The organism is Nocardia sp. CDC153, assembly GCF_035818515.1.
Taxonomy (GTDB): domain Bacteria; phylum Actinomycetota; class Actinomycetes; order Mycobacteriales; family Mycobacteriaceae; genus Nocardia.
The window spans coordinates 61,369-82,330 of record NZ_JAYKYU010000004.1 but is presented as its reverse complement, the minus strand read 5'-3'; the positions used below and the strand labels follow the sequence as shown (position 1 = coordinate 82,330).

21 protein-coding genes and 1 riboswitch are annotated in these 20,962 nt (G+C 66.8%); of the genes, 9 read left to right on the top strand and 12 right to left on the bottom strand.

Features of this window, described 5'->3' with window-relative positions; translation table 11 throughout:
* Positions 1-90: 90 nt before the first annotated feature.
* Complete coding sequence (locus VMT65_RS22890; protein ID WP_326310414.1) at positions 91-273, bottom strand: hypothetical protein; 183 nt, start codon at positions 271-273, stop codon at positions 91-93.
* Here VMT65_RS22890 and VMT65_RS22885 point away from each other — a divergent pair.
* The 4 genes from VMT65_RS22885 (at position 272) to VMT65_RS22870 (ending at position 3,417) form a co-directional block, all read left to right on the top strand.
* Entirely contained in the window at positions 272-817 is a 546-nt protein-coding gene (locus VMT65_RS22885) for an HNH endonuclease (RefSeq protein ID WP_326310413.1), read from the top strand. The two genes, VMT65_RS22890 and VMT65_RS22885, sit on opposite strands and share 2 nt — an antisense overlap.
* Before the next feature lie 49 nt (positions 818-866).
* A complete protein-coding gene (locus VMT65_RS22880; protein WP_326310412.1) occupies positions 867-1,133 on the top strand; it encodes a WhiB family transcriptional regulator in 267 nt (88 codons plus the stop codon).
* Between the two features lie 110 nt (positions 1,134-1,243).
* Positions 1,244-2,920 carry a VWA domain-containing protein gene (locus tag VMT65_RS22875; RefSeq protein ID WP_326310411.1) on the top strand — a complete coding sequence of 559 codons (1,677 nt, stop codon included), beginning with the start codon at positions 1,244-1,246 and terminating at the stop codon, positions 2,918-2,920.
* Between the two features lie 86 nt (positions 2,921-3,006).
* Entirely contained in the window at positions 3,007-3,417 is a 411-nt protein-coding gene (locus VMT65_RS22870; RefSeq protein WP_326310410.1) for a DUF7144 family membrane protein, read from the top strand.
* Positions 3,418-3,487: 70 nt separating this feature from the next.
* Here VMT65_RS22870 and VMT65_RS22865 read toward each other — a convergent pair whose 3' ends face one another.
* Positions 3,488-3,946 carry a pyridoxamine 5'-phosphate oxidase family protein gene (locus tag VMT65_RS22865; RefSeq protein ID WP_326310409.1) on the bottom strand — a complete coding sequence of 153 codons (459 nt, stop codon included), beginning with the start codon at positions 3,944-3,946 and terminating at the stop codon, positions 3,488-3,490.
* Positions 3,947-4,165: 219 nt separating this feature from the next.
* On the opposite strand from VMT65_RS22865, the gene VMT65_RS22860 reads away from it, so the two are divergent.
* Genes VMT65_RS22860 through VMT65_RS22850 form a run of 3 tightly spaced genes read left to right on the top strand, consistent with a single transcriptional unit; the run spans position 4,166 to position 5,537 of the window.
* Positions 4,166-4,450, top strand: coding sequence for a hypothetical protein (locus tag VMT65_RS22860; RefSeq protein ID WP_326310408.1), 285 nt, complete (start codon positions 4,166-4,168; stop codon positions 4,448-4,450).
* Between the two features lie 59 nt (positions 4,451-4,509).
* Positions 4,510-4,962, top strand: coding sequence for a GNAT family N-acetyltransferase (locus tag VMT65_RS22855; protein ID WP_326310407.1), 453 nt, complete (start codon positions 4,510-4,512; stop codon positions 4,960-4,962).
* A gap of 14 nt (positions 4,963-4,976) precedes the next feature.
* On the top strand, positions 4,977-5,537 hold the full coding sequence (locus VMT65_RS22850) for an SUKH-4 family immunity protein (RefSeq protein WP_326310406.1): 561 nt from the start codon (positions 4,977-4,979) through the stop codon (positions 5,535-5,537).
* Between the two features lie 137 nt (positions 5,538-5,674).
* On the opposite strand, the gene gcvP is transcribed toward VMT65_RS22850, so the two are convergent.
* The 7 genes from gcvP to VMT65_RS22815 form a co-directional block, all read right to left on the bottom strand.
* Positions 5,675-8,515, bottom strand: a complete 2,841-nt coding sequence (gene gcvP, locus VMT65_RS22845) for an aminomethyl-transferring glycine dehydrogenase (RefSeq protein WP_326310405.1) — start codon at positions 8,513-8,515, stop codon at positions 5,675-5,677.
* A 160-nt stretch (positions 8,516-8,675) separates the two neighbouring features.
* Positions 8,676-8,771, bottom strand: a riboswitch (glycine riboswitch).
* A gap of 130 nt (positions 8,772-8,901) precedes the next feature.
* Complete coding sequence (locus VMT65_RS22840) at positions 8,902-9,468, bottom strand: MerR family transcriptional regulator (protein WP_326310404.1); 567 nt, start codon at positions 9,466-9,468, stop codon at positions 8,902-8,904.
* Positions 9,469-9,685: 217 nt separating this feature from the next.
* Positions 9,686-10,159 (bottom strand): bifunctional nuclease family protein, encoded by a 474-nt coding sequence (locus VMT65_RS22835; protein ID WP_040807814.1) that lies wholly within the window; start codon positions 10,157-10,159, stop codon positions 9,686-9,688.
* 67 nt (positions 10,160-10,226) lie between these two features.
* Positions 10,227-11,012 (bottom strand): transcriptional regulator FtsR, encoded by a 786-nt coding sequence (gene ftsR / locus VMT65_RS22830; protein ID WP_326310403.1) that lies wholly within the window; start codon positions 11,010-11,012, stop codon positions 10,227-10,229.
* Between the two features lie 44 nt (positions 11,013-11,056).
* A complete protein-coding gene (gene garA / locus VMT65_RS22825; protein WP_326310402.1) occupies positions 11,057-11,524 on the bottom strand; it encodes a glycogen accumulation regulator GarA in 468 nt (155 codons plus the stop codon).
* Positions 11,525-11,709: 185 nt separating this feature from the next.
* Positions 11,710-12,108: a glycine cleavage system protein GcvH gene (gene gcvH / locus VMT65_RS22820; RefSeq protein ID WP_326310401.1), complete on the bottom strand. Its 399-nt coding sequence runs from the start codon at positions 12,106-12,108 to the stop codon at positions 11,710-11,712.
* Between the two features lie 62 nt (positions 12,109-12,170).
* On the bottom strand, positions 12,171-12,788 hold the full coding sequence (locus tag VMT65_RS22815; RefSeq protein WP_326310400.1) for a CDP-alcohol phosphatidyltransferase family protein: 618 nt from the start codon (positions 12,786-12,788) through the stop codon (positions 12,171-12,173).
* Between the two features lie 187 nt (positions 12,789-12,975).
* Between VMT65_RS22815 and VMT65_RS22810 the strand changes: the two genes are divergently transcribed.
* Together VMT65_RS22810 and VMT65_RS22805 are read left to right on the top strand one after the other, a co-directional pair.
* The gene (locus VMT65_RS22810; RefSeq protein ID WP_326310399.1) at positions 12,976-14,682 is read left to right on the top strand and encodes a GMC family oxidoreductase; all 1,707 of its coding nucleotides are present in this window, start codon (positions 12,976-12,978) and stop codon (positions 14,680-14,682) included.
* An 83-nt stretch (positions 14,683-14,765) separates the two neighbouring features.
* Positions 14,766-15,659: a nuclease-related domain-containing protein gene (locus tag VMT65_RS22805; protein WP_326310398.1), complete on the top strand. Its 894-nt coding sequence runs from the start codon at positions 14,766-14,768 to the stop codon at positions 15,657-15,659.
* Between the two features lie 2 nt (positions 15,660-15,661).
* Here VMT65_RS22805 and VMT65_RS22800 read toward each other — a convergent pair whose 3' ends face one another.
* From VMT65_RS22800 to VMT65_RS22790, 3 genes are all read right to left on the bottom strand, one after another.
* A complete protein-coding gene (locus VMT65_RS22800) occupies positions 15,662-16,315 on the bottom strand; it encodes a phosphatase PAP2 family protein (RefSeq protein ID WP_326310397.1) in 654 nt (217 codons plus the stop codon).
* Between the two features lie 67 nt (positions 16,316-16,382).
* On the bottom strand, positions 16,383-18,644 hold the full coding sequence (locus VMT65_RS22795) for an MMPL family transporter (RefSeq protein ID WP_326310396.1): 2,262 nt from the start codon (positions 18,642-18,644) through the stop codon (positions 16,383-16,385).
* Between the two features lie 392 nt (positions 18,645-19,036).
* Complete coding sequence (locus tag VMT65_RS22790; RefSeq protein WP_326310395.1) at positions 19,037-20,944, bottom strand: acyl-CoA dehydrogenase family protein; 1,908 nt, start codon at positions 20,942-20,944, stop codon at positions 19,037-19,039.
* Positions 20,945-20,962 lie beyond the last annotated feature (18 nt).

Below are 20,962 nucleotides of genomic sequence, written 5' to 3'. Positions count from 1 at the left end.
GTCTTCGTGCGGGGCGGCGAGGTCACAGGGGGAGCAAAAAATCACCCGACAACGGCATGCCCGTTGTGCCACCATGACTTTCACCGAAGATCAAACGACCGCGACGGTCGTGACCAGCAGGAAGGAGGAGACGGCTTGATTACCGACAGTGCCAAGCGCGGCGATCGACTGCGCGGCGACGAGCGGCCCATGGGCCGTCTCCAGACGCGCGCGTAAGAGCGGCCCCTTCTTCCTTCCTGTTCGATCCCTTTCACGAAACATGGTGACCCCCATGCTGTTCCGTCATGCCGAAGACCCGGAGATAACCACCGACAACTGGATGGACACCGGAGTGCTGCTGCTCAACGCCTCCTACGAGGCGCTGACCACGATCCGCGCCGAACGCGCGGTGGTGCTGCTGCTCAGCGGCGCCGCCGAGACCGTCACCGAGCGGGAGCCGCACTTCCCGATCCGTTCCAAGCACCTGGAGATCGTGCTGCCGGAAACCATCCGGCTGCAGCGCTACATCTACCTCGAGCACCGGATCCTCGTGCACGACGACCACAGCCGCGCCACCCTGCCCGGGATCCTGCGGCGTGACCGCTACCGCTGCGGGTACTGCAACGGCTGGGCGCGCACCGTCGACCACATCCGTCCGCGGTCCAAGGGCGGGCCCAATACCTGGGCCAACCTCATCGCCGCGTGCGGGCCCTGCAATACCTACAAGGCGGACCGGACTCCGGAGGAGGCCGGGATGCGCCTGCTGTGGGAGCCCAAGGCGCCCAACGATAGAGAGCGGACGCAGCGTCAGGTCTGGAAGGAACTGGCCGCGTCCTGAACCAAGGAAACCCACCCAGCGTGATCGGACATGAAAGGAGCGAGATCCGATGACGAACACTGCACTTCGGGAGCCGACCCTGGCGGATCTGCTCCCCATCTCCGACTCGAAGGACTACTGGCAGCACGCCGCCTGCAAGGGTGACCCGAACCACGAGGCGTGGTTCCCGTACCCGTCGCAGGACTTCGACTACGCGCGCTCGATCTGCGAGTCCTGCCCGATCCGCCGCGAATGCGGCGAGTTCGCCGCCCGCACCGGCCAGTCCGGTGTGTGGGGCGGGCACGAGTACGACCGCGGAAAAATGATTCGGGATTGACCCGAGACGGCGGCAGTCTTCAGGGCTGCCGCCGTTTTTCGTGCCGGTCGGATTGCGCGTAACCGCCTGGTACAGGTGGCTACCGGGGCGTCAACATACACTGATCGATCGTGGGTACTCATCGCGCCGCGGGCGGGTCACGAGGTGTCAGCAAGGGACCAGTTATCGCAATTGGCGCGGTGATCGTGCTAGCGCTCGCCGTCGTCGGGTGGGCGTGGTTATCGGAGCGGGCGAAGGAGCGGGACTCTCGGGCCGCCGCGTCGTGCGTGGAGGGGACCGCGACGCTCAATGTGACCGTCGACCCCGACATTCTCACCCCGGTCAAGTCCGCCGCCGATCGATTCAATGCCACGAAACCGCATGTCCGGGACCACTGCGCGCAGGTGAGCGTGACCGCGCAGCCGTCGGCGGCCATGGTCGCGGCCTTCACCTCCAACAAGCCGTGGGATCCGGCGTTGGGTCCACAGCCCGCGTTGTGGATTCCGGCGTCGTCGCGCTCGGTCGAGCAGATGCGCGTGCCCGGGTTGATCGCGGGCACCCCGGCACCGATTGCCGTGAGCCCGATCTCCCTGGCCGTGCACGATGAACTGCGCGGCGCGCTCGAGACCGCCAAGATCCACTGGTCGGATCTGCCGAAGCTGCAGAGCGGTTCGCTGGCCGATGTCGGCCTCGGGTCGTCGGGGAAGTTGCGCCTGGCCATGCCCGCGGGCGATCCGTCGCTCGCCATCGCGACCGCGGTCGGCTCGGGCGTCTCCGGCACCGATCCCCTCGACGAGAAGGCCGTCGCCACCGGGCAGGTCGTGTCCGCCATCTCCCTGCTGGCGGCGGGCGCGCCCCCGGCCAAGGACGTGAACGCCGCGCTCACCGATCTCGCCGCCGCGACCGACCACGCCAACGCGCCCCTGCACGCGGTCGCCGCCACCGAACAGCAGATCCGAGCCCGCGTCGGCCTGACCGCCTTCCGTCCCGACGGCGCGGGCCCGGTGGCCGACTACCCCGCCGCCGAGCTCACCGGCGCCTGGGTGGACCAGACCCAGAATCTCGTCGCGGGTCTGTTCGCCGATTTCCTGCGCGCCCCGGAGCAGTCGAAGCTGTTCACCGACAACGGTTTCGGCGCTGCTCCCCCGGCCACTGCCCCGGTCCCCGCGAAATCCGTACTGGCCAAGGTGGATCAGATCATCGCGCACCCGGTGCTGGGCGTGCAGGCCACCGTCCTGCTCGACGTCTCCTCCTCCATGTCCGCGACCGAGGGCTACGGCACCCGGCTCGCCAATTCCGTTGCGGCACTGGAGTCCACGATGGGCGTCATGCCTCCCGATTTCGGTCTCGGGGTCTGGGAGTACTCCAAGAACCTCGACGGCAACAACCCGTACAAGGTGCTGGCCCCGACGGCGGTGCTCAGCAATGACCAGCGCACCGCCATCAGCCAGGCCCTGACCACCGTCACCGCGAGCCAGTCCAAGCCCGACCGCACCTACCCCACCCTCGAGGCCGCCTACAAGAACGTCCTGGCCAACTACGCCAACGCCCGCACCAATTCGATCCTGCTGATCACCGACGGCCCCGAGGACGACTCCCCCGTCACCGGCGATCAACTCCTGTCCGATATCGCCGCCGCCACCGATCCCGCCCACCCGATCCGCATCGACGTCATCGTGATCAACGGCCCCGGCACCCAAACCCTGCAAACCCTCACCCAACGCACCGGCGGCACCTACACCAAGGTCAACACCACCGCCGACCTCCCGTTCGGCACTGCGGTCTCCCAAGCCCTGACCACCCCATAACCGGGTCGACTCCAGCGCTCCACCGTTCGAGCAACACGTGGGCCGCGCTTCCGGCGCGGCCAGCAAACCCGTGGCATATTCAGCGAATGGCACACAGTAGTGGTAACGATTCCTCGCTGAAGCAGGACGTCGCCGCCGGAACATCCGTCGCGGCGGGCATCCTGCTGATCGTCATCGGCGTCCTGTCGATCCTGCAGGGCATCTCCGCCGTAGCCGCCGACAACCTCCTGGTAGTCACCTCCGACTACATCTACAAACTCAACACCACCGGCTGGGGCTGGATCCACATCATCCTCGGCGCAATCGAAATAATCGTCGCCATCGGCCTCCTAGCCGGCACCACCTGGGGCCGCACCTCCGCCCTAGTCCTAGCCTCCCTCTCCATAATCGAAAACTTCCTCTGGATCCCCTACTACCCAGCCTGGTCCCTCCTCATCATCGCCCTAGACGTAGTAGTCATCTGGGCCATAGCCACCTACAAACCCGCCAAGGTCTGAACCACGCCACCCGAGAAGCGCCCCACGGATTGCGAGAACCCGTGGGGCGCTTCGACGTTCGGCGCCAGGCTCAGTCGACCGGCTCGTCGAGCCAGAGACCCGCCCGCATGACGGTCCGCCCGGAGAATTCGGCGGGCCCGCGCCAAACCTGGATCCGCTCCGGCACCAGGTAGATGTAGGTGAACCCCGGGGTAGAGCGGGGAATTCTGGATGCCCTGGCGTAACCCTCGGCCGCCGCGTCATCGACGTCCGTCCGGGCAACGATGCTCGCCACCGCGTCGATCATGACAACATCGGTCGTGCTACCCAGTGCCACCCGAACCCGCGGCTGATTCTCGATATTCCGCAGCGTCCGACTGCCGTCGAATGTCGAAGTCAGCAGCCGAGCCCCATCCCACCAGTAGGACACGGGTATAAGGTGCGGCCCCCGCACCCCATCAGCCGTCGCGAGCCAAAGATTGTCCGTATTCGACCGCAACCGCTCCAGCGCCGACTCCCGCCGCTCGGACAAGTTCCGGATGTGATTCATTCGCGTCCCCTTTCACTCCTACGCGACGGTAACGCGAAACCCCGCACCGGCGCGAGGACGCAACCCGGAATGGCACGCACTCGGCATAGCCGTGCGGATACCAGTCCCATAACAACGCTAGTCGGTGAGTTGGCAAGTGCCGCAGCAGGTTTCCTGACCGAGCGGCAGAGTTGCACGTCTTGATTCGCCAGCCGGGCACGCTCGGGCGACAATGTGATCGTGATAGATGTTCCCCCGTTCATCGATGGGGCACGGGTCCTGAAGGTTGCGGACATCCGTGGCTTGACGCCCACTGGCAGGACGCGGCATTGGGTAGATGGTCGCCTCGTTCAAGACTTCTCACGCCTGGTGATCGCTCAGTACGACTCGAGCTCCCAGGTGTACTTGTTTTACTGCGATGCGGAGTGGGAGTGCATCTCCGATACCGATCACAGCGAGATCGCAGCAGCCGTCCTCCAGGCTGAGATGGAGTTCGGCGCGGTCGAATTCGCTGATGTCTGGTGATGTGCCCGAATTCCACTCCAGGGTGCGCCGCTCGACGGTGCGTTTTTTAGACTGCCCGGGTGTCCACGATCGTTCTCCGCGCAGCCAACCTCGACGATGCCGGTACTGTTCTCGAGTTTTGGGGCAGGGCTGCGGAAGATGCGCACCGGCCGGCCGATTCTGTTGTTGCGATCGAAGGGCTGATACGGCGCGATCCCGAAGCGTTGATTCTTGCCTTTGACGAAGGCGAGGGCGCTGGTGAGTTGGTGGGTACGGTGATTGCGGGGTGGGATGGCTGGCGCTGTCATATTTACCGTTTGGCGGTCGCGCCTGGCTGCCGCCGTAGGGGTGTTGGAGGGGTGCTCATCCGCGCTGCGGAGCAACGATTCGCTCGACTTGGAGGGACGCGCGCCGACGCGATGGTGCTCGATGAGAATGATCTCGGGCAGAGCGTCTGGAAGGCCAACGGTTATGCGCCGCAACCCGAATGGTCGCGGTGGGTCAAGCCACTTGCCGCGTCGGCACGATCGTAGGGAGGGGAGGGCGAATGCTGGTTGGAGTGGACTGGGAGGCGGTTCGTGGGAGTCTGCCGCCGGGGGAGATGCTCAGGTTTCGGGGTGACTTCGCGGAGCGGGTCTGGAGGACGCGGGATGCGGTCGAGTTTGCGGTGACGTTCGGGATACCGTACTCGCGGGGGCTGTTTCGGATGTCGGCCGAGGTGGCCGAGCGGGATGCTGCCAGCGCTGATATGGAGTTCGTTGCCGATATCGACTCGATGCCGACCGTCACACCGGTTGGAGAGTTGCAGCCGTTGGGGCTGTTGTTCCACGCCATGCTCTACGTTCGCCCCGCCGATGGGACCATATGGGTGTCGGATCCGGACGCCGAGGTGGAATTCGAGTTGATCCACCGCGACCTCTCGTCGCTGGCATACCTGGTGTACAAGGTAGAGGTCGAACGACCCGGTCCCGAGGAAGACCCGACGCCCTACGACTGGGCTGAAGTCGAGGAAATCATCCAAGAGGATATGAACCGCTGGGATGCAACGCCTTTCGATGACGCCACCAGATTCTGGACCACCTTCCTCCAGTCGTATCCGATGATGTGAGCTCCGTGCCACCCACCCCGGCGGCCGAGCCAGCCGGGCGCGTCACAACGGGCAGCGGTTGCCGGTGCACAACGACGAACGCCCCACCGGTTGCGGGAACCGGTGGGGCGCTTGCGTTTCCGAGCGATCAGGTGGGATCAGTCGGTGTAGGTGTCGAGGGGTGGGCAGGAGCAGACGAGGTTGCGGTCGCCGTAGGCGCCGTCGATTCGGCGGACGGAGGGCCAGACCTTGGGTCGGGGGTGCTTGATGCCCATGGGGTAGACGGCCTTTTCGCGGGTGTAGGGGTGGGTCCATTCGCCGACCAGGCATTCCGCGGTGTGGGGAGCGCCGCGCAGGGGGTTGTCGTCCACCGGCCAGGTGCCTGCGGCGACCTCGTCGATTTCGGCCTTGATGGCGATCATGGCTTCGATGAAAGCGTCGAGTTCTTCGAGGTTTTCGCTTTCGGTCGGTTCCACCATGAGGGTGCCCGCGACGGGGAAGCTCATGGTGGGGGCGTGGAAACCGTAGTCGGCCAGGCGCTTTGCGACGTCGTCGACGGTGACACCGGTCTGCTTGGTGATCTCGCGCAGGTCGAGGATGCACTCGTGGGCGACCATGCCGTTGTCGCCGGTGTAGAGGACCGGGAAGTGGGGGTTCAGTTTGCGGGCAATGTAATTGGCCGAGGCGATGGCGGTGAGGGTGGCGCGGCGCAGGCCGTCGGCGCCCATCATGCGGATGTAGGCCCAGGTGATCGGGAGGATCGAGGCCGAGCCGTACTTGGCGGCAGACACCGCGTGCGAACCCTTTTCAAGGGGATCGCCGGGCAGGTACTTGGCCAGGTGCTCGCGCACCGCGACCGGGCCGACGCCCGGACCGCCGCCGCCGTGCGGGATGCAGAAGGTCTTGTGCAGGTTCAGGTGGCTGACATCGCCGCCGAACTTGCCCGGACGAGCCAGGCCCACCAGGGCGTTCAGGTTCGCGCCGTCGACGTACACCTGGCCGCCCGCCTCGTGCACCAGACCGCACAGCTCGGCCACCTCGTGCTCGTACACGCCGTGCGTGGACGGGTAGGTGATCATGATGCAGGCCAGTCGCTCGGCGTGATCGGCGATCTTGGCGCGCAGGTCGTCGAGATCGATATCGCCGTTGGGGCGGGTCTTCACGACCTCCACCCGCATGCCGACCATGGCGGCCGAGGCCGCGTTGGTGCCGTGCGCGCTCGAGGGGATCAGGCACGTATCCCGGTGCGCGTCACCGCGATCCAGGTGGTAGCGGCGAATCGCGAGCAGACCCGCGTACTCGCCCTGGCTACCGGCATTGGGCTGCAGGGAAACCCGGTCGTAGCCGGTGACCGCGCACAGCCAGCCCTCGAGGTCGTCGATGAGCTTCAGCAGTCCGGGAGCATCCTCGACCGGCGCGTACGGGTGCACCCGGTTGAAGCCGGGCCAGGTGATGGCCTCCATCTCCGCGGCCGCGTTCAGCTTCATGGTGCAGGAGCCGAGCGGAATCATGCTGCGGTCCAGGGCAATATCCTTGTCCGAGAGCGCGCGCAGGTAGCGCAGCATGGCGGTCTCGGTGCGGTACTTGGTGAACGCCGGGGCGGTCAGGAACTCCGAGGTGCGGACCTCGATGTGCGGGCGCTGCTTGCCGTGGAACAGCGCGCCCTCGGGGCCGACGGGGATCTCCGCGCCGAAGCAGTCCAGCACGGCGACCACATGCGCGTCCGTGGTGACCTCATCGCACGCGATGGCCACATGATCGGCGTCGACGAGCCGCAGATTGATGCCGCTCCCCTTCGCCTTGGCCACAATGCCTTCCGCACCACCGGGCACGTTCACCAGCACGGTGTCGAAGAAGCTCTGGTGCACGACCGCATCGCCGAGCCCGGCGGCCAGCCACTGCGCGTGTCCATGTACCCGCCGTGCCAGCGACCGCAGCCCGTCCGCGCCGTGATACGAGGCGTACATGGCGGCCAGAATGGCCAGCAGCACCTGCGCGGTGCAGATGTTCGAGGTCGCCTTCTCCCGGCGAATGTGCTGCTCACGGGTCTGCAGCGCGAGCCGGTAGGCGAGGTTGCCGTCCGCGTCCACCGACACACCGACCAGTCGGCCCGGCAGCTGTCGCGCATGCGCGGAATGCACCGCGAGATAGCCCGCGTGCGGGCCGCCGAAGCCCAGCGGCACACCGAAACGCTGCGTGGTGCCGAAACAGACGTCCGCGCCCTGCTCACCGGGCGGCGTAATCAGCGTCAGCGCAAGCAGATCCGCGCCGACCGCCACCAGCGCACCGCGCGCGTGTGCGGCCTCGATGACCGGAGCCCAGTCCACGATGCGCCCGGACGCGCCCGGCTGCTGCACGATCACACCGAAGAACTCACCCTCGGGCAGTTCACCCTCGGCCAGATCGGCCTCGACGATCTCGATCCCCAGCGGCTCGGCGCGCGTGTACAGCAGCGTCCGCGTCTGCGGGAAGAGATCGGTGTCGATCAACAGCCGCGAAGACTTGCTCTTACGGTTCGCCCGCTGCAGCAGCGTCATGGCCTCGGCCGCCGCGGTCGCCTCGTCCAGCATGGACGCGTTGGCGACCTCCATCGCGGTCAGATCCGCCACCATGGTCTGGAAGTTCAGCAGCGCCTCGAGCCGCCCCTGGCTGATCTCCGGCTGGTAGGGCGTGTACGCGGTGTACCAGGCCGGATTCTCGACCAGATTCCGCAGCAGCACCGGCGGGGTGAGCGTGTCGTAGTACCCCAGCCCGATCATGGAGGTGGCCACGGTATTCGAATTGGCAAGCGCCGCAAGCTCGGCGAGCGCCTCGTGCTCGGAGACGGCCGCGGGCAGCGCATTGAGCCCATTGCCCTCGGGCGCGTCCAGAATGCTGGCGGGCACGGCCCTGGTGGCGAGTTCGTCCAGCGACTCGACGCCCACGGTCTCGAGGATGCGGCCGGTCTCACCGCTGTCGGGGCCGATGTGGCGGTCGGCGAAGGATCGAGTCCAGATCACGGCTGCTCCATTGGGGTGGGCGGGGTCGACCCGGAGGCCGACACTACGTCTGCCCTCCCCCTCTGTCCTCGATGCCTGAGAGATTCGGGCCCCGACCTTGCGGCCGTTGCCCTTTCACCATGGGCGGGTGACGCGCGGCCACCACTTTCCAGAGGCGCCGAAACTCCGCACGGTCCCTTGTGCCTGAGAGATTGACGGGGAGGTGCTGCTCCTTCGGCGTCCGAGGCTACCCCCGGAACTCTCCCGCACGGCTGCGACGCACTCGCCAGTTTAAGGGGACCCAGGTTACAACAATGTTGCCTGGGCTCCGTTTCACACCGAGCAGCACATCGGGCAACGAAAATGCGCGCCTCCCGAGGGCGACGCGCATTCGTAAACGGCTGTGTCTAACCGGTCTTGCTCATCCGGGCCTTGCGGCGGAAGGACAGCTCGTCCTCCGGACGCTCGGAGGTGCTGCCGTCCTCGGCGCGCTCGGCCGGGAAGTTGGCTATGGCACCGGTCAATTCGCGCATGGCACCGCTGACCGCGATACCGAACACGCCCTGTCCGCCCTGCAGTAAATCGACCACTTCCTCGGCGGAGGAGCACTCGTAGACCGTGGTGCCGTCGGAGAAGAGGGTGATTCCGGCGAGGTCTTCGACCCCGCGGCTGCGCAGATGATCCACGGCGATGCGGATGTTCTGCAGCGAGATGCCCGCATCGAGCAGACGCTTGACGATCTTGAGGACCAGGATGTCCTTGAACGAGTACAGACGCTGGCTGCCGGATCCGGTGGCGCTGCGGATGGACGGGACGACCAGTCCGGTGCGGGCCCAGTAGTCGAGCTGGCGGTAGGTGATTCCGGCCACCTGGCAAGCACTGGGCACACGGTAGCCGACGAGTTCGTCGGGCACCGTGTCATCGGGGAACAGCCCTGGCTGCACCACATCCTGAGGTTGCGGTTGATCTCCCACTGACTACTCCCTTACTGCGTGCCTATCAGGGCTGGGCTCTGTCAATCGACTCTGGAGCGTTGGCCTAACAATCGAGGCTACTCCCCTGATTGTTGCGGGAGAATCGGGTCCATCCAAGGATCACCGGGCGCGTGTTTTTAAACCTAAACCTGAGGTAGAGACACGGTTTTGTCTCGTTTGGAGATCAACCCAGGATCATCGCCAGGTCAGGAGTTGGTCAGCTGTCCGTGGCCTTGAAGTCATCGGGAGATACCGATTCGAGAAACTCCTTGAACTTCTCGACCTCGTCCTCGCGCTCGTCCGGCATGACCAGCCCGGCCTCTTCCAGGACCGGCTCCTCGGCATAGATCGGGCAGCCCACCCGCAGCGCGATGGCCACCGAATCCGAGGGCCGCGCCGAGATGCGCAGATCGTTCTCGAAGACCAGGTCGGCGTAGAAGGTGCCCTCCTGCAGATCCACGATCCGCACTTCCTTGAGGGTGTGACCGAGCTCCTTGATCAGGATCTTGATCAGATCGTGGGTCAGCGGGCGGATCGGGGTCACGCCCTCCTGCTCCAGCACGATCGCGGTGGCCTCGGCCTGACCGATCCAGATCGGTAGGTAGCGATCACCGGAGACTTCCCGGAGCAACAGCACGGGCTGATTCTGTGGCTGCTCGACACGGATGCCGATCACACGCATTTCGCTCATCGCACTGCCTCCCAAATCCACACCGGCCGCCAGCCCCCGGCTGTAATACCGAGTCTAGGCGAAGATTTCAGCCGCCGAGGGAAGCGCGCACAGAGGTCTTCACCAGGCAGGTGTGCAGGGTCAGCGACAGCGCCGCCAACTCGCGCACCGTCTCCTCGGCGCGAGCGCGGGCGTCCGCGTCGCGACTCTTGGCGATCGGGGCCGCGATCTGGGCGACCATGGCGGCCTCGCGATCGGCGGCCAGCTTGAAGGCGCGCAGATGCCTTGCCTCCAAACCGAATTCGCTCAGGGCCTTGGCGGTGCGGGCCAGGGTGACGGCGTCGCCGTCGAAATAGCCTGCCGCACCGGGCGTAATGAGGTTGGCGCGAATCAATTCCGTCAGGAACTTCTCGTCGATGCCCGCCTGGTCGAGCAGATCCGCCCGGGTGATCCGGATTTCGTGATCGAACCGAAGCTCCTCGGGCGACACCTCACCGGGCACCGCGTTCAGCCGCCGCAGGCGGCCGCCCCCGTTGGGGGACATGGCGTCAGGCGACGCTGATGTCGAATCGGGCATGGCCCCGACCCCTCCCACGGCGTTCGCCCGGGCCCGGGCCTCCCGGACCCCGAGCGTCGCCGCCCCGCTGTCGATCGCTTCGAGCTGTTCCTTGATCACCTTCAACGGCAGGTACTGATCCCGCTGCGCGGTCAGCACGAAGCGCAGGCGCTCGACGTCGGCCACGTGAAAGCGGCGGTACCCCGAGGGCGTGCGCTCCGGGCTGATCAGGCCCTCCGACTCCAGGAATCGGATCTTGGAGATGGTGATGTCCGGAAAATCCGGACGCAGGAGATCCAGCACGGAGCCGATCGACATGCCTCCGCGCGTCCACTGCGCTGCGCCAGTCATTCCGCTCGGCCCTATAGAGCCGAATCGCTCGTGGCGGGCTTGGGGCCCGTCAGGAAGACGAGGCGGAACTTGCCGATCTGGACCTCGTCGCCGTTCTGCAGCTCCGAGGAATCCACCGGCTCCCGATTGACGTAGGTGCCGTTGAGGCTGCCCACATCGACCACCTGGAAGGTGTCGTCGTCCTGGCGGAATTCCGCGTGGCGACGGCTGACGGTGACATCGTCAAGGAAGATGTCGCTGTCGGGGTGGCGGCCCGCCGAGGTGGTCGGCTGGTCGAGCAGGAAGCGCGAACCGGCGTTCGGACCGCGCTTGACCACCAGCAGGGCCGCGCCCGCGGGCAGACCCTCGACCCCCTGAACCGGCTGCTCGCCTGTCTCGGTGCGCGGCGACGTCTCGACCTCGTTCAGGAAATCGGCACGGAACACCGAAGTGGTCTCTGCTGCCGTTTCCTGGTAACCCGGGTCCTTGTTCTCGCTCACCCTTGCTCTCCTCCTCGAACCGAATAATCCATGCAAGCAATTGGTGCCCTCAGCGATGCGGCACTCCGGCCGCTTCCCGCCTCGGGCAGGTCCGGATATACCGGGCACCGGCTGCGCGCACTTCTGTTGGCATTGACCGTACCCTGCCAGGGCGTACCCGTGCAGGTAGAACTGTGAAGGCTCCTTCAGCCTCCGATAACTCCTTGATAACCTGCGGCATCCAGGAGCTTTCCGAGCGCCGCGTCGAGCGCTTCGGCGGAGTCGGCCTCGAGCTCGAAGAGCCAGCCGTCGCCGTAGGCGTCGGAGTTGACCGTCTCGGGCTCGGCGTCCAGAAGATCGTTCACCGCAACGACTTTCCCGGCGAGCGGGGCGTAGATGTCGGAAACGCTCTTGGTGGATTCGATCTCGGCGATGCTCTCGCCGGCCGGAGCCTCGGAGTCGATCGCGGGCAGCTGCACGAACACGACGTCACCCAGCTGCGACTGCGCGTAATCGGTGATGCCCACCCGCACCCGGGTCGGACCCACTTTGCTCACCCACTCGTGCTCTTCGGAGTAGCGCAAATCCTCGGGTACTGCGGTCACAGGCAGTGTCCTTTCAACGGGCGTTCCTCTCGGGATCGTCGTCGATCCGTCCGCCGCACACCCTATCGGGAGTGATCATGGTGCGGCACGGGCGGTATCGCTCGGGCCACGGCGACTGCCTTGCCGAGGTAGAGGATTCCGGTCCAGACGTAGACCGCCGTGCCCCAGATCAAGAATGCCCCACCGAACGCGCGGCCGAAACCCGCGGCGGCCCAGTCCATCTGACCCGCGAGCAACCAGGGCAAAGCGGACATGAGGGCGAAGGTGGCGGCCTTGCCCAGGTAGATGACGTCGGGCGGGGGCAGATCGCGGCGCTTGTAGATGCCGAGGGTGACGGTCAGGATCGCGTCGCGACCGACCAGGATCACCACCACCCACCAGGGCAGGATGCCGCGAATCAGGAAGCCGCCCAGGGTCGCCAGCAGATAGAGGCGATCCACCAGCGGGTCCAGCAGCGCGCCCAGCCGCGAGGACTGATCGAGCAGCCGGGCCAGCTTGCCGTCGAGCCAGTCGGTCACGCCGCTGGCGACCAGCAGCGCGAAGGCCCAGCCGTCGGCCTTCTCGACCAGCAGCAGCCACAGGAACACCGGGACGCCGATGAGCCTCAGCACACTGAGGATGTTGGGCACCGTGAATATCCGGTCGCTGTAGACCGGTTCGGTGTTCCGCTCGGTAGTCACAGACCGGTCTTACCGCAATCACCGCGGCATCTCCATCCGGCCACGCCGCCTCGCCTGCCGACGACCGAACAGCTATGGCGCAACCCCAACTCTCGGGGGCTCTCAGGGGCTTCGCCCCCGAACCCCCAAATGAGAGATTTGTGTGTAATCCTTCTCATACCGTGGTTGAGCAGCGAGAGGAATGACCATGCCCGACTTCGACTACGACGTCGTTGTTATCGGTTCCGGGTTCGGGGGCAGCGTGAGTGCGCTGCGGCTCACCGAGAAGGGCTACCGGGTGGCCGTACTCGAGTCCGGACGCCGCTGGAACGCCGAGGACATTCCCAAGACGAACTGGAATGTGCGCAAGTCGATCTGGGCCCCGCGGCTCGGGCTGACCGGGACGCAGCGGATCAGCGTGCTGGGCAAGTGCGCGGTGTTCTCCGCCGCCGGGGTGGGTGGCGGGTCGCTGATCTACGGGAACACCCTCTACGAGCCGCTGCCCGCGTTCTACACCGACAAGCAGTGGGCGCACATCACCGACTGGCGTTCGGAGCTCGCGCCCTATTACGACCAGGCGCAGCGCATGCTGGGTGTCGCGCCGAATCCGCGCATGACGCCCGCCGATGACGTGATCCGTTCCGTGGCAGAGGATCTGGGGGTCGCCGACACCTTCCACGCCACCAATGTGGGCGTGTTCTTCAATGAGGCCGAGCCGGGTGTCGAGGTGGACGACCCGTACTTCGGTGGGGCGGGGCCGCGGCGCAGCGGGTGCATCCACTGTGCGCGCTGCTTCACCGGCTGCCCGCACAACGCCAAGAACACCACCCCCAAGAACTATCTCTACCTGGCCGAGCAGGCCGGGGCGCACGTGTTCGAGTTGACCACGGCCACCAAGGTGCGGCCCATGACCGGCGGCGGATACGCCATCGAGACGGCCCGGTCGGATCGCTGGATTCGCAAGGGCCGCAAGGTGTTCACCGCCGAGCAGGTGGTGTTCGCGGCGGCCGCGCTCGGCACCCAGAAGCTGCTGCACAAGATGCGCGACGAGGGTGTGCTGCCGAATCTCTCGCCGCGCCTGGGCGAGCTGACCCGGTCGAACTCCGAGGCGATTCTCAATGTGGTGAGCAAGGCGCGCGACGACTTCGCCGAGGGCATCGCCATCACCTCCTCGATCCATCCCGAGCCCGACACCCACATCGAGGTGTGTCACTACGGCATGGGCCAGAACGGCCTGTTCCCGCTGTCGGTTCCGCTGGTGGACGGCGGCGCGTTCCGGTTCCTGCGGTTCCTGCTGGCCATGGTGCTGCACCCGGTGGTGTTCGCGCGCAGCCTCAATGCCCATCGGGCGTCGGAGAAGTCGGTGATCCTGCTGGTCATGCAGTCGCTGGACAATTCGCTGACCTCGTTCCGGCGGTGGGGGCAGCTGAAGACGAAACAGGGCACGGGCAAGCCGAATCCGACCTGGATTCCACTCGCGCACGAGGTCGGCAGGCGGTTCGGCCAGAAGGTCGACGGCGACGTGCAGATGCTCGCCATGGATGTGTTCAACATCCCGGCCACCGCGCACTACATTGGCGGCTGCGTCATCGGCGAGGGCCCGGAAAGCGGTGTGGTGGACCCGTATCAGCGCGTGTTCGGGTACCCGGGCCTGCACATCGCCGACGGTTCGGCGGTGACGGCCAATCTGGGCGTGAATCCGTCGCTGACCATTACCGCGCAGGCCGAGCGCGCAATGGCGTTCTGGCCCAATCGAAACGAGGCCGACCCGCGTCCGGAGCTGGGCGCGCCGTACCGTCGCATCACTCCGGTCACGCCCAAACACGCGGTCGTGCCGGACTTCGCGCCGGGCGCGTTGCGGCTGCCGATCTTCCCGACCGACTACCCGACGGACCCGGCCCTGCCCGTGAACTGAGCGCGGCGGCGTGCCCGGCGGTAGTTTGGGGCGTTGTGCCCGTACCATTCCCGGTATCGATCCGACGAGGAAGGTGAGAGCCGATGCTCGTCCGAGTGCAGAACGCGGCCGGTACCCATGCCGAGAAGGTGCTCATCGACTGGCTGCGCACCTGGAAGGGCGCGACCGATCCCAAGGGCGTCGCGACCGTGAATTGCAGTCTGTTCCACAACAATCAGCTGCATCCGTTCGACGCGGTGGTGTGGACGCCGACCAGCTGCGTGGTGATCGAGGCCGAGGCGCTCTCGGAGAAGCTCGACGGCGAGCTCGAGGTCCCGGTCAACGGTCCCTGGCGGGTCGCCGACCGGATCATCTCCTTCGAGGGCGGCGACAAGCGCACCCCGCTGGACAAGTCCCGCGATCACACCTTCGCCCTGCAGAACTGGCTGGCCGAGCGCGGCCTCGGGCAGCGCGTGATTCACGGCATCGTCCTGGTGGTGCCGCCGCCCGGGTCGAATCTGCATGTCAAGCAGCTGTGGAGCGATCCGAGCTTCCACGTGATGCTGGGCGACGAGCGGGCGCTGCGCGATCACTTCACCAGCCTGCTCTCGCGCGGACGGCCGCAGTGGTCGGCCAATGATGTGGCGTGGGCGTTCCGCGGGCTGGGCATCCTGCCGTATCTGCCCGCCCCGCAGGACCTGATCAACGAGGGTTTCCTGGGGCCGGTGGATGTGTCGCTGTGGCACGGCGGACCGCAGCAGGCGCAGGCCGAGGCGTACGCGGAGGAGCAGGCGCGGCTCGAGCGGGAGCAGGCCGCGGCCGGGCGCGGATTGCGCATTCCGGAGCCGTGGTTCAGCCCGCGCAAGCTCTATCCGCGGCGCAGCGATCGGGTCGAGGTGGGGCGCGGGTTCATGCGGGTCATGCTGACGCTCGGGTTCATTGTCGCGTTCCTGTGGGCGGTGTGGTTCTTCCTCGCCTTGACGTGGTCCACGCTCTGATCTCAGCGCGAAAGCTGCTCTGCCGCTGGCGTAGCCGTGAAATAGCGGAATGGTAGATACAGGGCTGTCACGAGTGAGACGGCGGCTGCCGTACCGCCCAATACGTCCGTCGGATGGTGGTATCCGAAGCCGACCATGCCGATCATGACGGCCGGGAGGACCACGATCATCACGATGACGGTCGTCGTGCGGACCCGGGTGGATTCGCTCACCAAGGCGAACGCGGTGACGACGGCGACCAACTGGACCGTGTGGCCGCTGGGGTAGGCCAGGTAGTGATCGAGCTGGCGATCCCAGAGCGGTTTGAGGGCAAAGGTATTCACGGCCACGACCAACTCCGGTGCGACCACCGCGAATCCGGCCCGCCACCACTGGCGGCGGTAGGCGAACCACGCGGCGAAGGCGACCAGCAGCGGCAGGACCACGTAGTTGTTGCTGGGGAAGACCAGCACCGAGTACGCCCACCGGTGCGCGTCCAGCGCCGAGTGGATATTCCGCTCGAGAGTCAGATCCACACTCGTCGACCCGCCGCCCGGGGGAAACGACAGCGGCACAAGCACAGTCACGAGCAGGCCTGCCAGGACGATGGCGGGCAGCGTGGCGCGGCGGGTCCAAGCGTCGGGCGTCACCGGGGCCGGGGCGGTCGATCTGGTCACGCCTGCACGATAGCGACGACGACCGTGTCATTCTCGCAGGGCCATGGTCACTCTCGCAGGGGCGTGGTCACTCTCGCAGCGCTGCCCGTTCCAGGAGTGGACGCGAGCGGGCGGGAGCCCACCAGTTGGCGGTGCCCATGACGCGCATGAACGCCGGGACCAGCACCATGCGCACCAGGGTGGCGTCCATGAGGACCGCCAAGGCCAGGCCCACGCCGAGCATGCGGTTCATGGTGACGCCGCTGGTGGCGATGCCCGCGAAGACAACGGCCATGAGCGCGGCCGCGGCGGTCACGATGCGGCCCGAGCGGGCGATTCCGAGGGCGACGGCATTGTCGTTGTCCGCGCGGGTCCTGCCCGAGTGCTCCCATTCCTCGGCGAAGCGGGCGAGCAGGAAGACCTCGTAGTCCATGGACAAGCCGAAGGCGACACAGAACAGCAGGACGGGCAGGGTCCCGATGGTGTAGCCGGTGGTGCGGACGCCCAGCCCACCGAGGTGACCCCACTGGAAGATCCACACCAGGGCCCCGAAGGTCGCCGAGAGCGACAGTGTGTTGAGGACAAGCGCTTTCACCGGCAGCACCACGCTGCCGGTGAGCAGTAGCAACAACACGAAGGTGATGATCGCGATCCACGCGATGGCCTTCGGGAGACCCTGCGCGATGCCCTGTCCGGCGTCCTCGGCCTGCTGCGCGAGGCCGCCGAACAGCACCGGCGCGGGTGAGCCGACCGCGCGCAGGGCGTTCAATTGCCGCTGTGCCGCAGTGGAATACGGGTCGAGGCGGGTGGCGACGGTCAGGTGCACGGTGTCGGGTCCGACGGCGGTGGGATCGCCGGGGCCGACGATGGTCTGGTCGGCGTAGGTGCCGGTCGGGGCGACCACCGCCTGGACGTCCGGCACGCGCGACAGCGCAGCGGCGTAGGCGCTCACGTCGATGCCGCGGGCGCGCACGAGGACCTGCACGGTCCCGGTCGCATTGTCGTCGAAGCGATTCCGCAGCACCTCGCCCACTCGACCGGACTCGAGGGTGCCGGGCAGCACCCGGTCGTCGGGCAAGCCCAGCCGCAGTCCGACGATGGGCGAACCCAGCAGCAGGAGCAGGGCCAGGATCGGCAGGGCGCACATCGCGGGTCGCCGTTGCACACCGCGCGCCGTCCGGTACAGCAGACCGGATTCGACAGGGGCTGCCTCCCGCAAGGGTTTTCGGTTGATGCGGTCGCCGAGCAGGACGAGCAGCGCGGGCACCATGGTCAGGGCCAGTCCGATGGACAAGACCACTACGGCCAGCCCGGCCGAGGCCAGCGAGCGCAGGAAGGCCATGGGGAAGAACAACATTCCGATCAGTGCGATGCCGACGGTGGTGCCCGAGAACGACACGGCCCGGCCGCCGCGCCTCATGGCCACGGTCAACGCCTCGGTGCGGTCCCGACCCCGCGCGATCTCCTCCCGATAGCGTCCGATGATCAGCAGCGAGTAGTCGATGGCCAAGGCGAGGCCAATGGCGGTGGTGATGTTCAACGCGAATACCGAGAGTTGCACGGCGAAGGTCATCAGGTACAGCACAGCGCTGGTACCGGCGATGGCGACAACCCCGGTGAGGAACGGAATGAGCGCTGCCACCGGGCTTCTGAGGAACCACACCAGCAGCAGGAAGGTCAGCGGCAGCGCGATGGCCTCCGCCAGGGCCAGGTCGCGCTGTGTCTGCTGCCCGGTGTCCCGCCACACCATGGCCTGCCCACCCGCCCGGACGGTGACCTCGCCCGCAGGCCCGGTGACACCGCCTTGGCGGTTGGTGAGGTCGCCGCCCTGGCCGACGGACGCATCGCCTTGGCCGACAACGGCATCGCCTCCGCGGGCAGCGACATCGACACTGCTGCCGGTGAATTCGGCCGCCAGTTCATTGGCGACGGCCGGTACCGAGTTCTCATCGCCGCGCACGGTGGCGACGATCAACCCGATCCGGCCGTCGCTGCTGACCAGTGTCTGGTTGTTCGGTATCGGCTCGGTCCACGGCGACATCACCCCGGAAACCCGCGGGTCCCCCGCGAGCTGCTGCGCGATCCTCCTGCCCCGGGTGGTCGCCGCGGGACCGGCCGCACCGCCGGGCGATTCGATGGTGAATACCAGCTGCGCACCCGACATCCCGTAGTCACGGCCCAGAATGTCTGCGGCCCTCGCCGATTCGGAGTCGGTCGACACGAACCCGCCATTGGACAGCCGCCCCGCCGCCTGTGATCCGAGCGCCGCGCACACCACGAACCCGATCCCGACCAGGACGAGCACCAGTCTCGGCGTCCGCAACGCCGGTCCGATCAGCCTGTCGATCATCACGTGGCCTCGCCGTCGCACGGCCGACCGCACCCCGAGACCACGATTCCCCTCGCATTGCGATCCCCCCGATTGCGCGGGTCGATATCGATCACTTCCTGGGTCCGACGGCATGACTGAGAGGTGGTGTGAACACCCTCTCAACGATGCTGACGGGCAAGAAGGTTCATTGTGGGCGAGGTATCGAGTCGGTCCAGTATTGCCACGCGCAGCGCATGCCGCCCACTCGCGAGACGGCAGCGCCTCGTCATTCCGGCGCGTTTTCGGCCGGAATCCATACGCGCAGGGTGGATCCCGGCCAAAAGCACGCCGGGATGACGGGAAGGGCGCGCTAGTGCGTTGTTGGTTGCCAGTGCGTGGTTGGACGCCGGTGGATGGTTGGGTGCTTGGACTCAATCCAGCATGGCGGCACGGAGCATGTTTTCCGGGACGCCGAGGCCTTCGATCAAGGTGAGGGCCTGGGGGCGGAGGCGGTCAACCAGTTCGTTGACGCCGCGGCGGACGGCCTTGGCGCGTTCGACCGACATGAAGCGGTGCATGATGTACCAGGCCTGGTTCTGTTCGAGGGTCCAGTAGACGTACAGGTCGCAGACGGTGTTGGCGAGGGCACGCGCGTCCTCGTCCTCGATCTCGGCGATGCCGTCGATGAAGGCTTCCAGGACCATGCGCTCGATGTGGGCGGTGCCCGCGGCGAGGATGTGGTCCTGGGCATTGTTGAAGGCCTCGAAGGGGCCGGTTTCCTTGGCGCGGGCGCGCAGTCGGTGGGCGGCGGTGCGGGTCAGGTAGTCCTCGCGGTCGGCGAAGAGTTGCAGCTGGACCGAGCGGCGGGACAGGTCGCCCTCGTCGACGGTTTCGTCGCCGCGGTCGCGCAGGCGCTGAATCATTTGGCGCACACCGGAACGCTCGCGCACCACATCGCGGGCGGTGGTGGCGGCGAAGCGCACCCAGCCCATGGCGTCGAGGTCGCGGACCTCCTCCGCATAGGCGGTCAGCAAGTCCTTGGCTACCAGCTGGGTGAGGACCACGTTGTCGCCCTCGAAGGTGGTGAACACATCGGTGTCGGCCTTGAGGGTGACCAGGCGGTTCTCGGTGAGATAGCCCGCGCCGCCGCAGGCTTCGCGGCACTCCTGGATGGCCGCGGTGGCGTGCCGGGTCTGGGCCACCTTGAGACCGGCCGCGCGATTCTCCAGCGCACGCTGCGCCAGCGGATCGAGGTCCTGACCGGTCTGCACGAGGTGCATGCGACGCACCAGGTCGTTCTGCGCGAAAGCCAGTGCGTAGGAACGGGCCACGAGCGGCAGCAGTCGGCGCTGATGGCTGCGATAGTCCAGCAGCAGGGTCTCCTCGCCGGTGTCCGGGTCGGCGAATTGGCGGCGCTGTTCGGCGTAGCGGACCGCGATGCTCAGGGCCACGCGCGCCGCCGCGGCCGCCGCGCCACCGACGCTCACGCGCCCGCGCACCAGGGTGCCGAGGGTGGTGAAGAAGCGGCGGCTGGGGTTGGCGATCTCGGAGCTGTAGGTGCCGTCCGGTGCGACGTCGGCGTATCGGTTGAGCAGGTTCTCGCGCGGAATTCGCACCTGGTCGAACATGATTCGGCCATTGTCGACGCCCGGCAGTCCGCCCTTGAGGCCGCAGTCGGAGGTGGTGACGCCGGGCAGGTCCGAGCCGCCCTCGTCGCGAATGGGCACCAGGAAGCAGTGCACGCCTTGACTCTCGCCGCCGGTGATCAGCTGCGCGAAAACCGCTGCCATGCGGGCGTGTTCGGCCGCGCCGCCGATGTAGTCCTTGCGGGCGGACGGAGTTGGGCTGTGCACCACGAACTCTTGGGTCGCCGGGTCGTAGGTGGCGGTGGTCTCCAGGTTCGCCACATCTGAGCCGTGGCCGGTTTCGGTCATGGCGAAGCAGCCGAGCAGGTCCAGCGAGATCAGATCGTCGATGTATTCGCGGTGCCGTTCGGTGCCGAGGTTTTCCACCGCGCCACCGAAAAGACCCCACTGCACACCGCTTTTCACCCACAGCGACAGATCGGTGTAGGCGAGCATCTCGAGCGCGGTGACGACCGCGCCCGGGTCGCCGGGGATGCCGCTGGCGCTATGGAATCCGCGTTCGACCCAGCCGAAAGAGGCCACGAGTCTCATTTGTTCCAGTACGCGGGCCCGGGCCGCCTTGATGTCGAGGCTCGGGTCCCCGTACAGCCGATCATCGTCGAGGAGTGTTCGAGCTTGTTCGCGCACCTCACGCCAGGGGCCGTCGAGTGCCGCGCGTAGCTCTTCCGCAATCGAAACGCCGCTCGTCGCCATACTCGAAAACACTACTGC

What these genes read in the sequence shown, in the direction of transcription:
- VMT65_RS22885 (WP_326310413.1), top strand. Translation starts at nt 272, where the DNA reads ATGCTGTTCCGTCATGCCGAAGACCCGGAGATAACCACCGACAACTGG.
- VMT65_RS22890 (WP_326310414.1), bottom strand. Translation starts at nt 273, where the DNA reads ATGGGGGTCACCATGTTTCGTGAAAGGGATCGAACAGGAAGGAAGAAG.
- VMT65_RS22880 (WP_326310412.1), top strand. Translation starts at nt 867, where the DNA reads ATGACGAACACTGCACTTCGGGAGCCGACCCTGGCGGATCTGCTCCCC.
- VMT65_RS22870 (WP_326310410.1), top strand. Translation starts at nt 3,007, where the DNA reads ATGGCACACAGTAGTGGTAACGATTCCTCGCTGAAGCAGGACGTCGCC.
- VMT65_RS22865 (WP_326310409.1), bottom strand. Translation starts at nt 3,946, where the DNA reads ATGAATCACATCCGGAACTTGTCCGAGCGGCGGGAGTCGGCGCTGGAG.
- VMT65_RS22850 (WP_326310406.1), top strand. Translation starts at nt 4,977, where the DNA reads ATGCTGGTTGGAGTGGACTGGGAGGCGGTTCGTGGGAGTCTGCCGCCG.
- VMT65_RS22835 (WP_040807814.1), bottom strand. Translation starts at nt 10,159, where the DNA reads ATGAGCGAAATGCGTGTGATCGGCATCCGTGTCGAGCAGCCACAGAAT.
- ftsR (WP_326310403.1), bottom strand. Translation starts at nt 11,012, where the DNA reads ATGTCGATCGGCTCCGTGCTGGATCTCCTGCGTCCGGATTTTCCGGAC.
- VMT65_RS22810 (WP_326310399.1), top strand. Translation starts at nt 12,976, where the DNA reads ATGCCCGACTTCGACTACGACGTCGTTGTTATCGGTTCCGGGTTCGGG.
- VMT65_RS22805 (WP_326310398.1), top strand. Translation starts at nt 14,766, where the DNA reads ATGCTCGTCCGAGTGCAGAACGCGGCCGGTACCCATGCCGAGAAGGTG.
- VMT65_RS22795 (WP_326310396.1), bottom strand. Translation starts at nt 18,644, where the DNA reads ATGATCGACAGGCTGATCGGACCGGCGTTGCGGACGCCGAGACTGGTG.
- VMT65_RS22790 (WP_326310395.1), bottom strand. Translation starts at nt 20,944, where the DNA reads ATGGCGACGAGCGGCGTTTCGATTGCGGAAGAGCTACGCGCGGCACTC.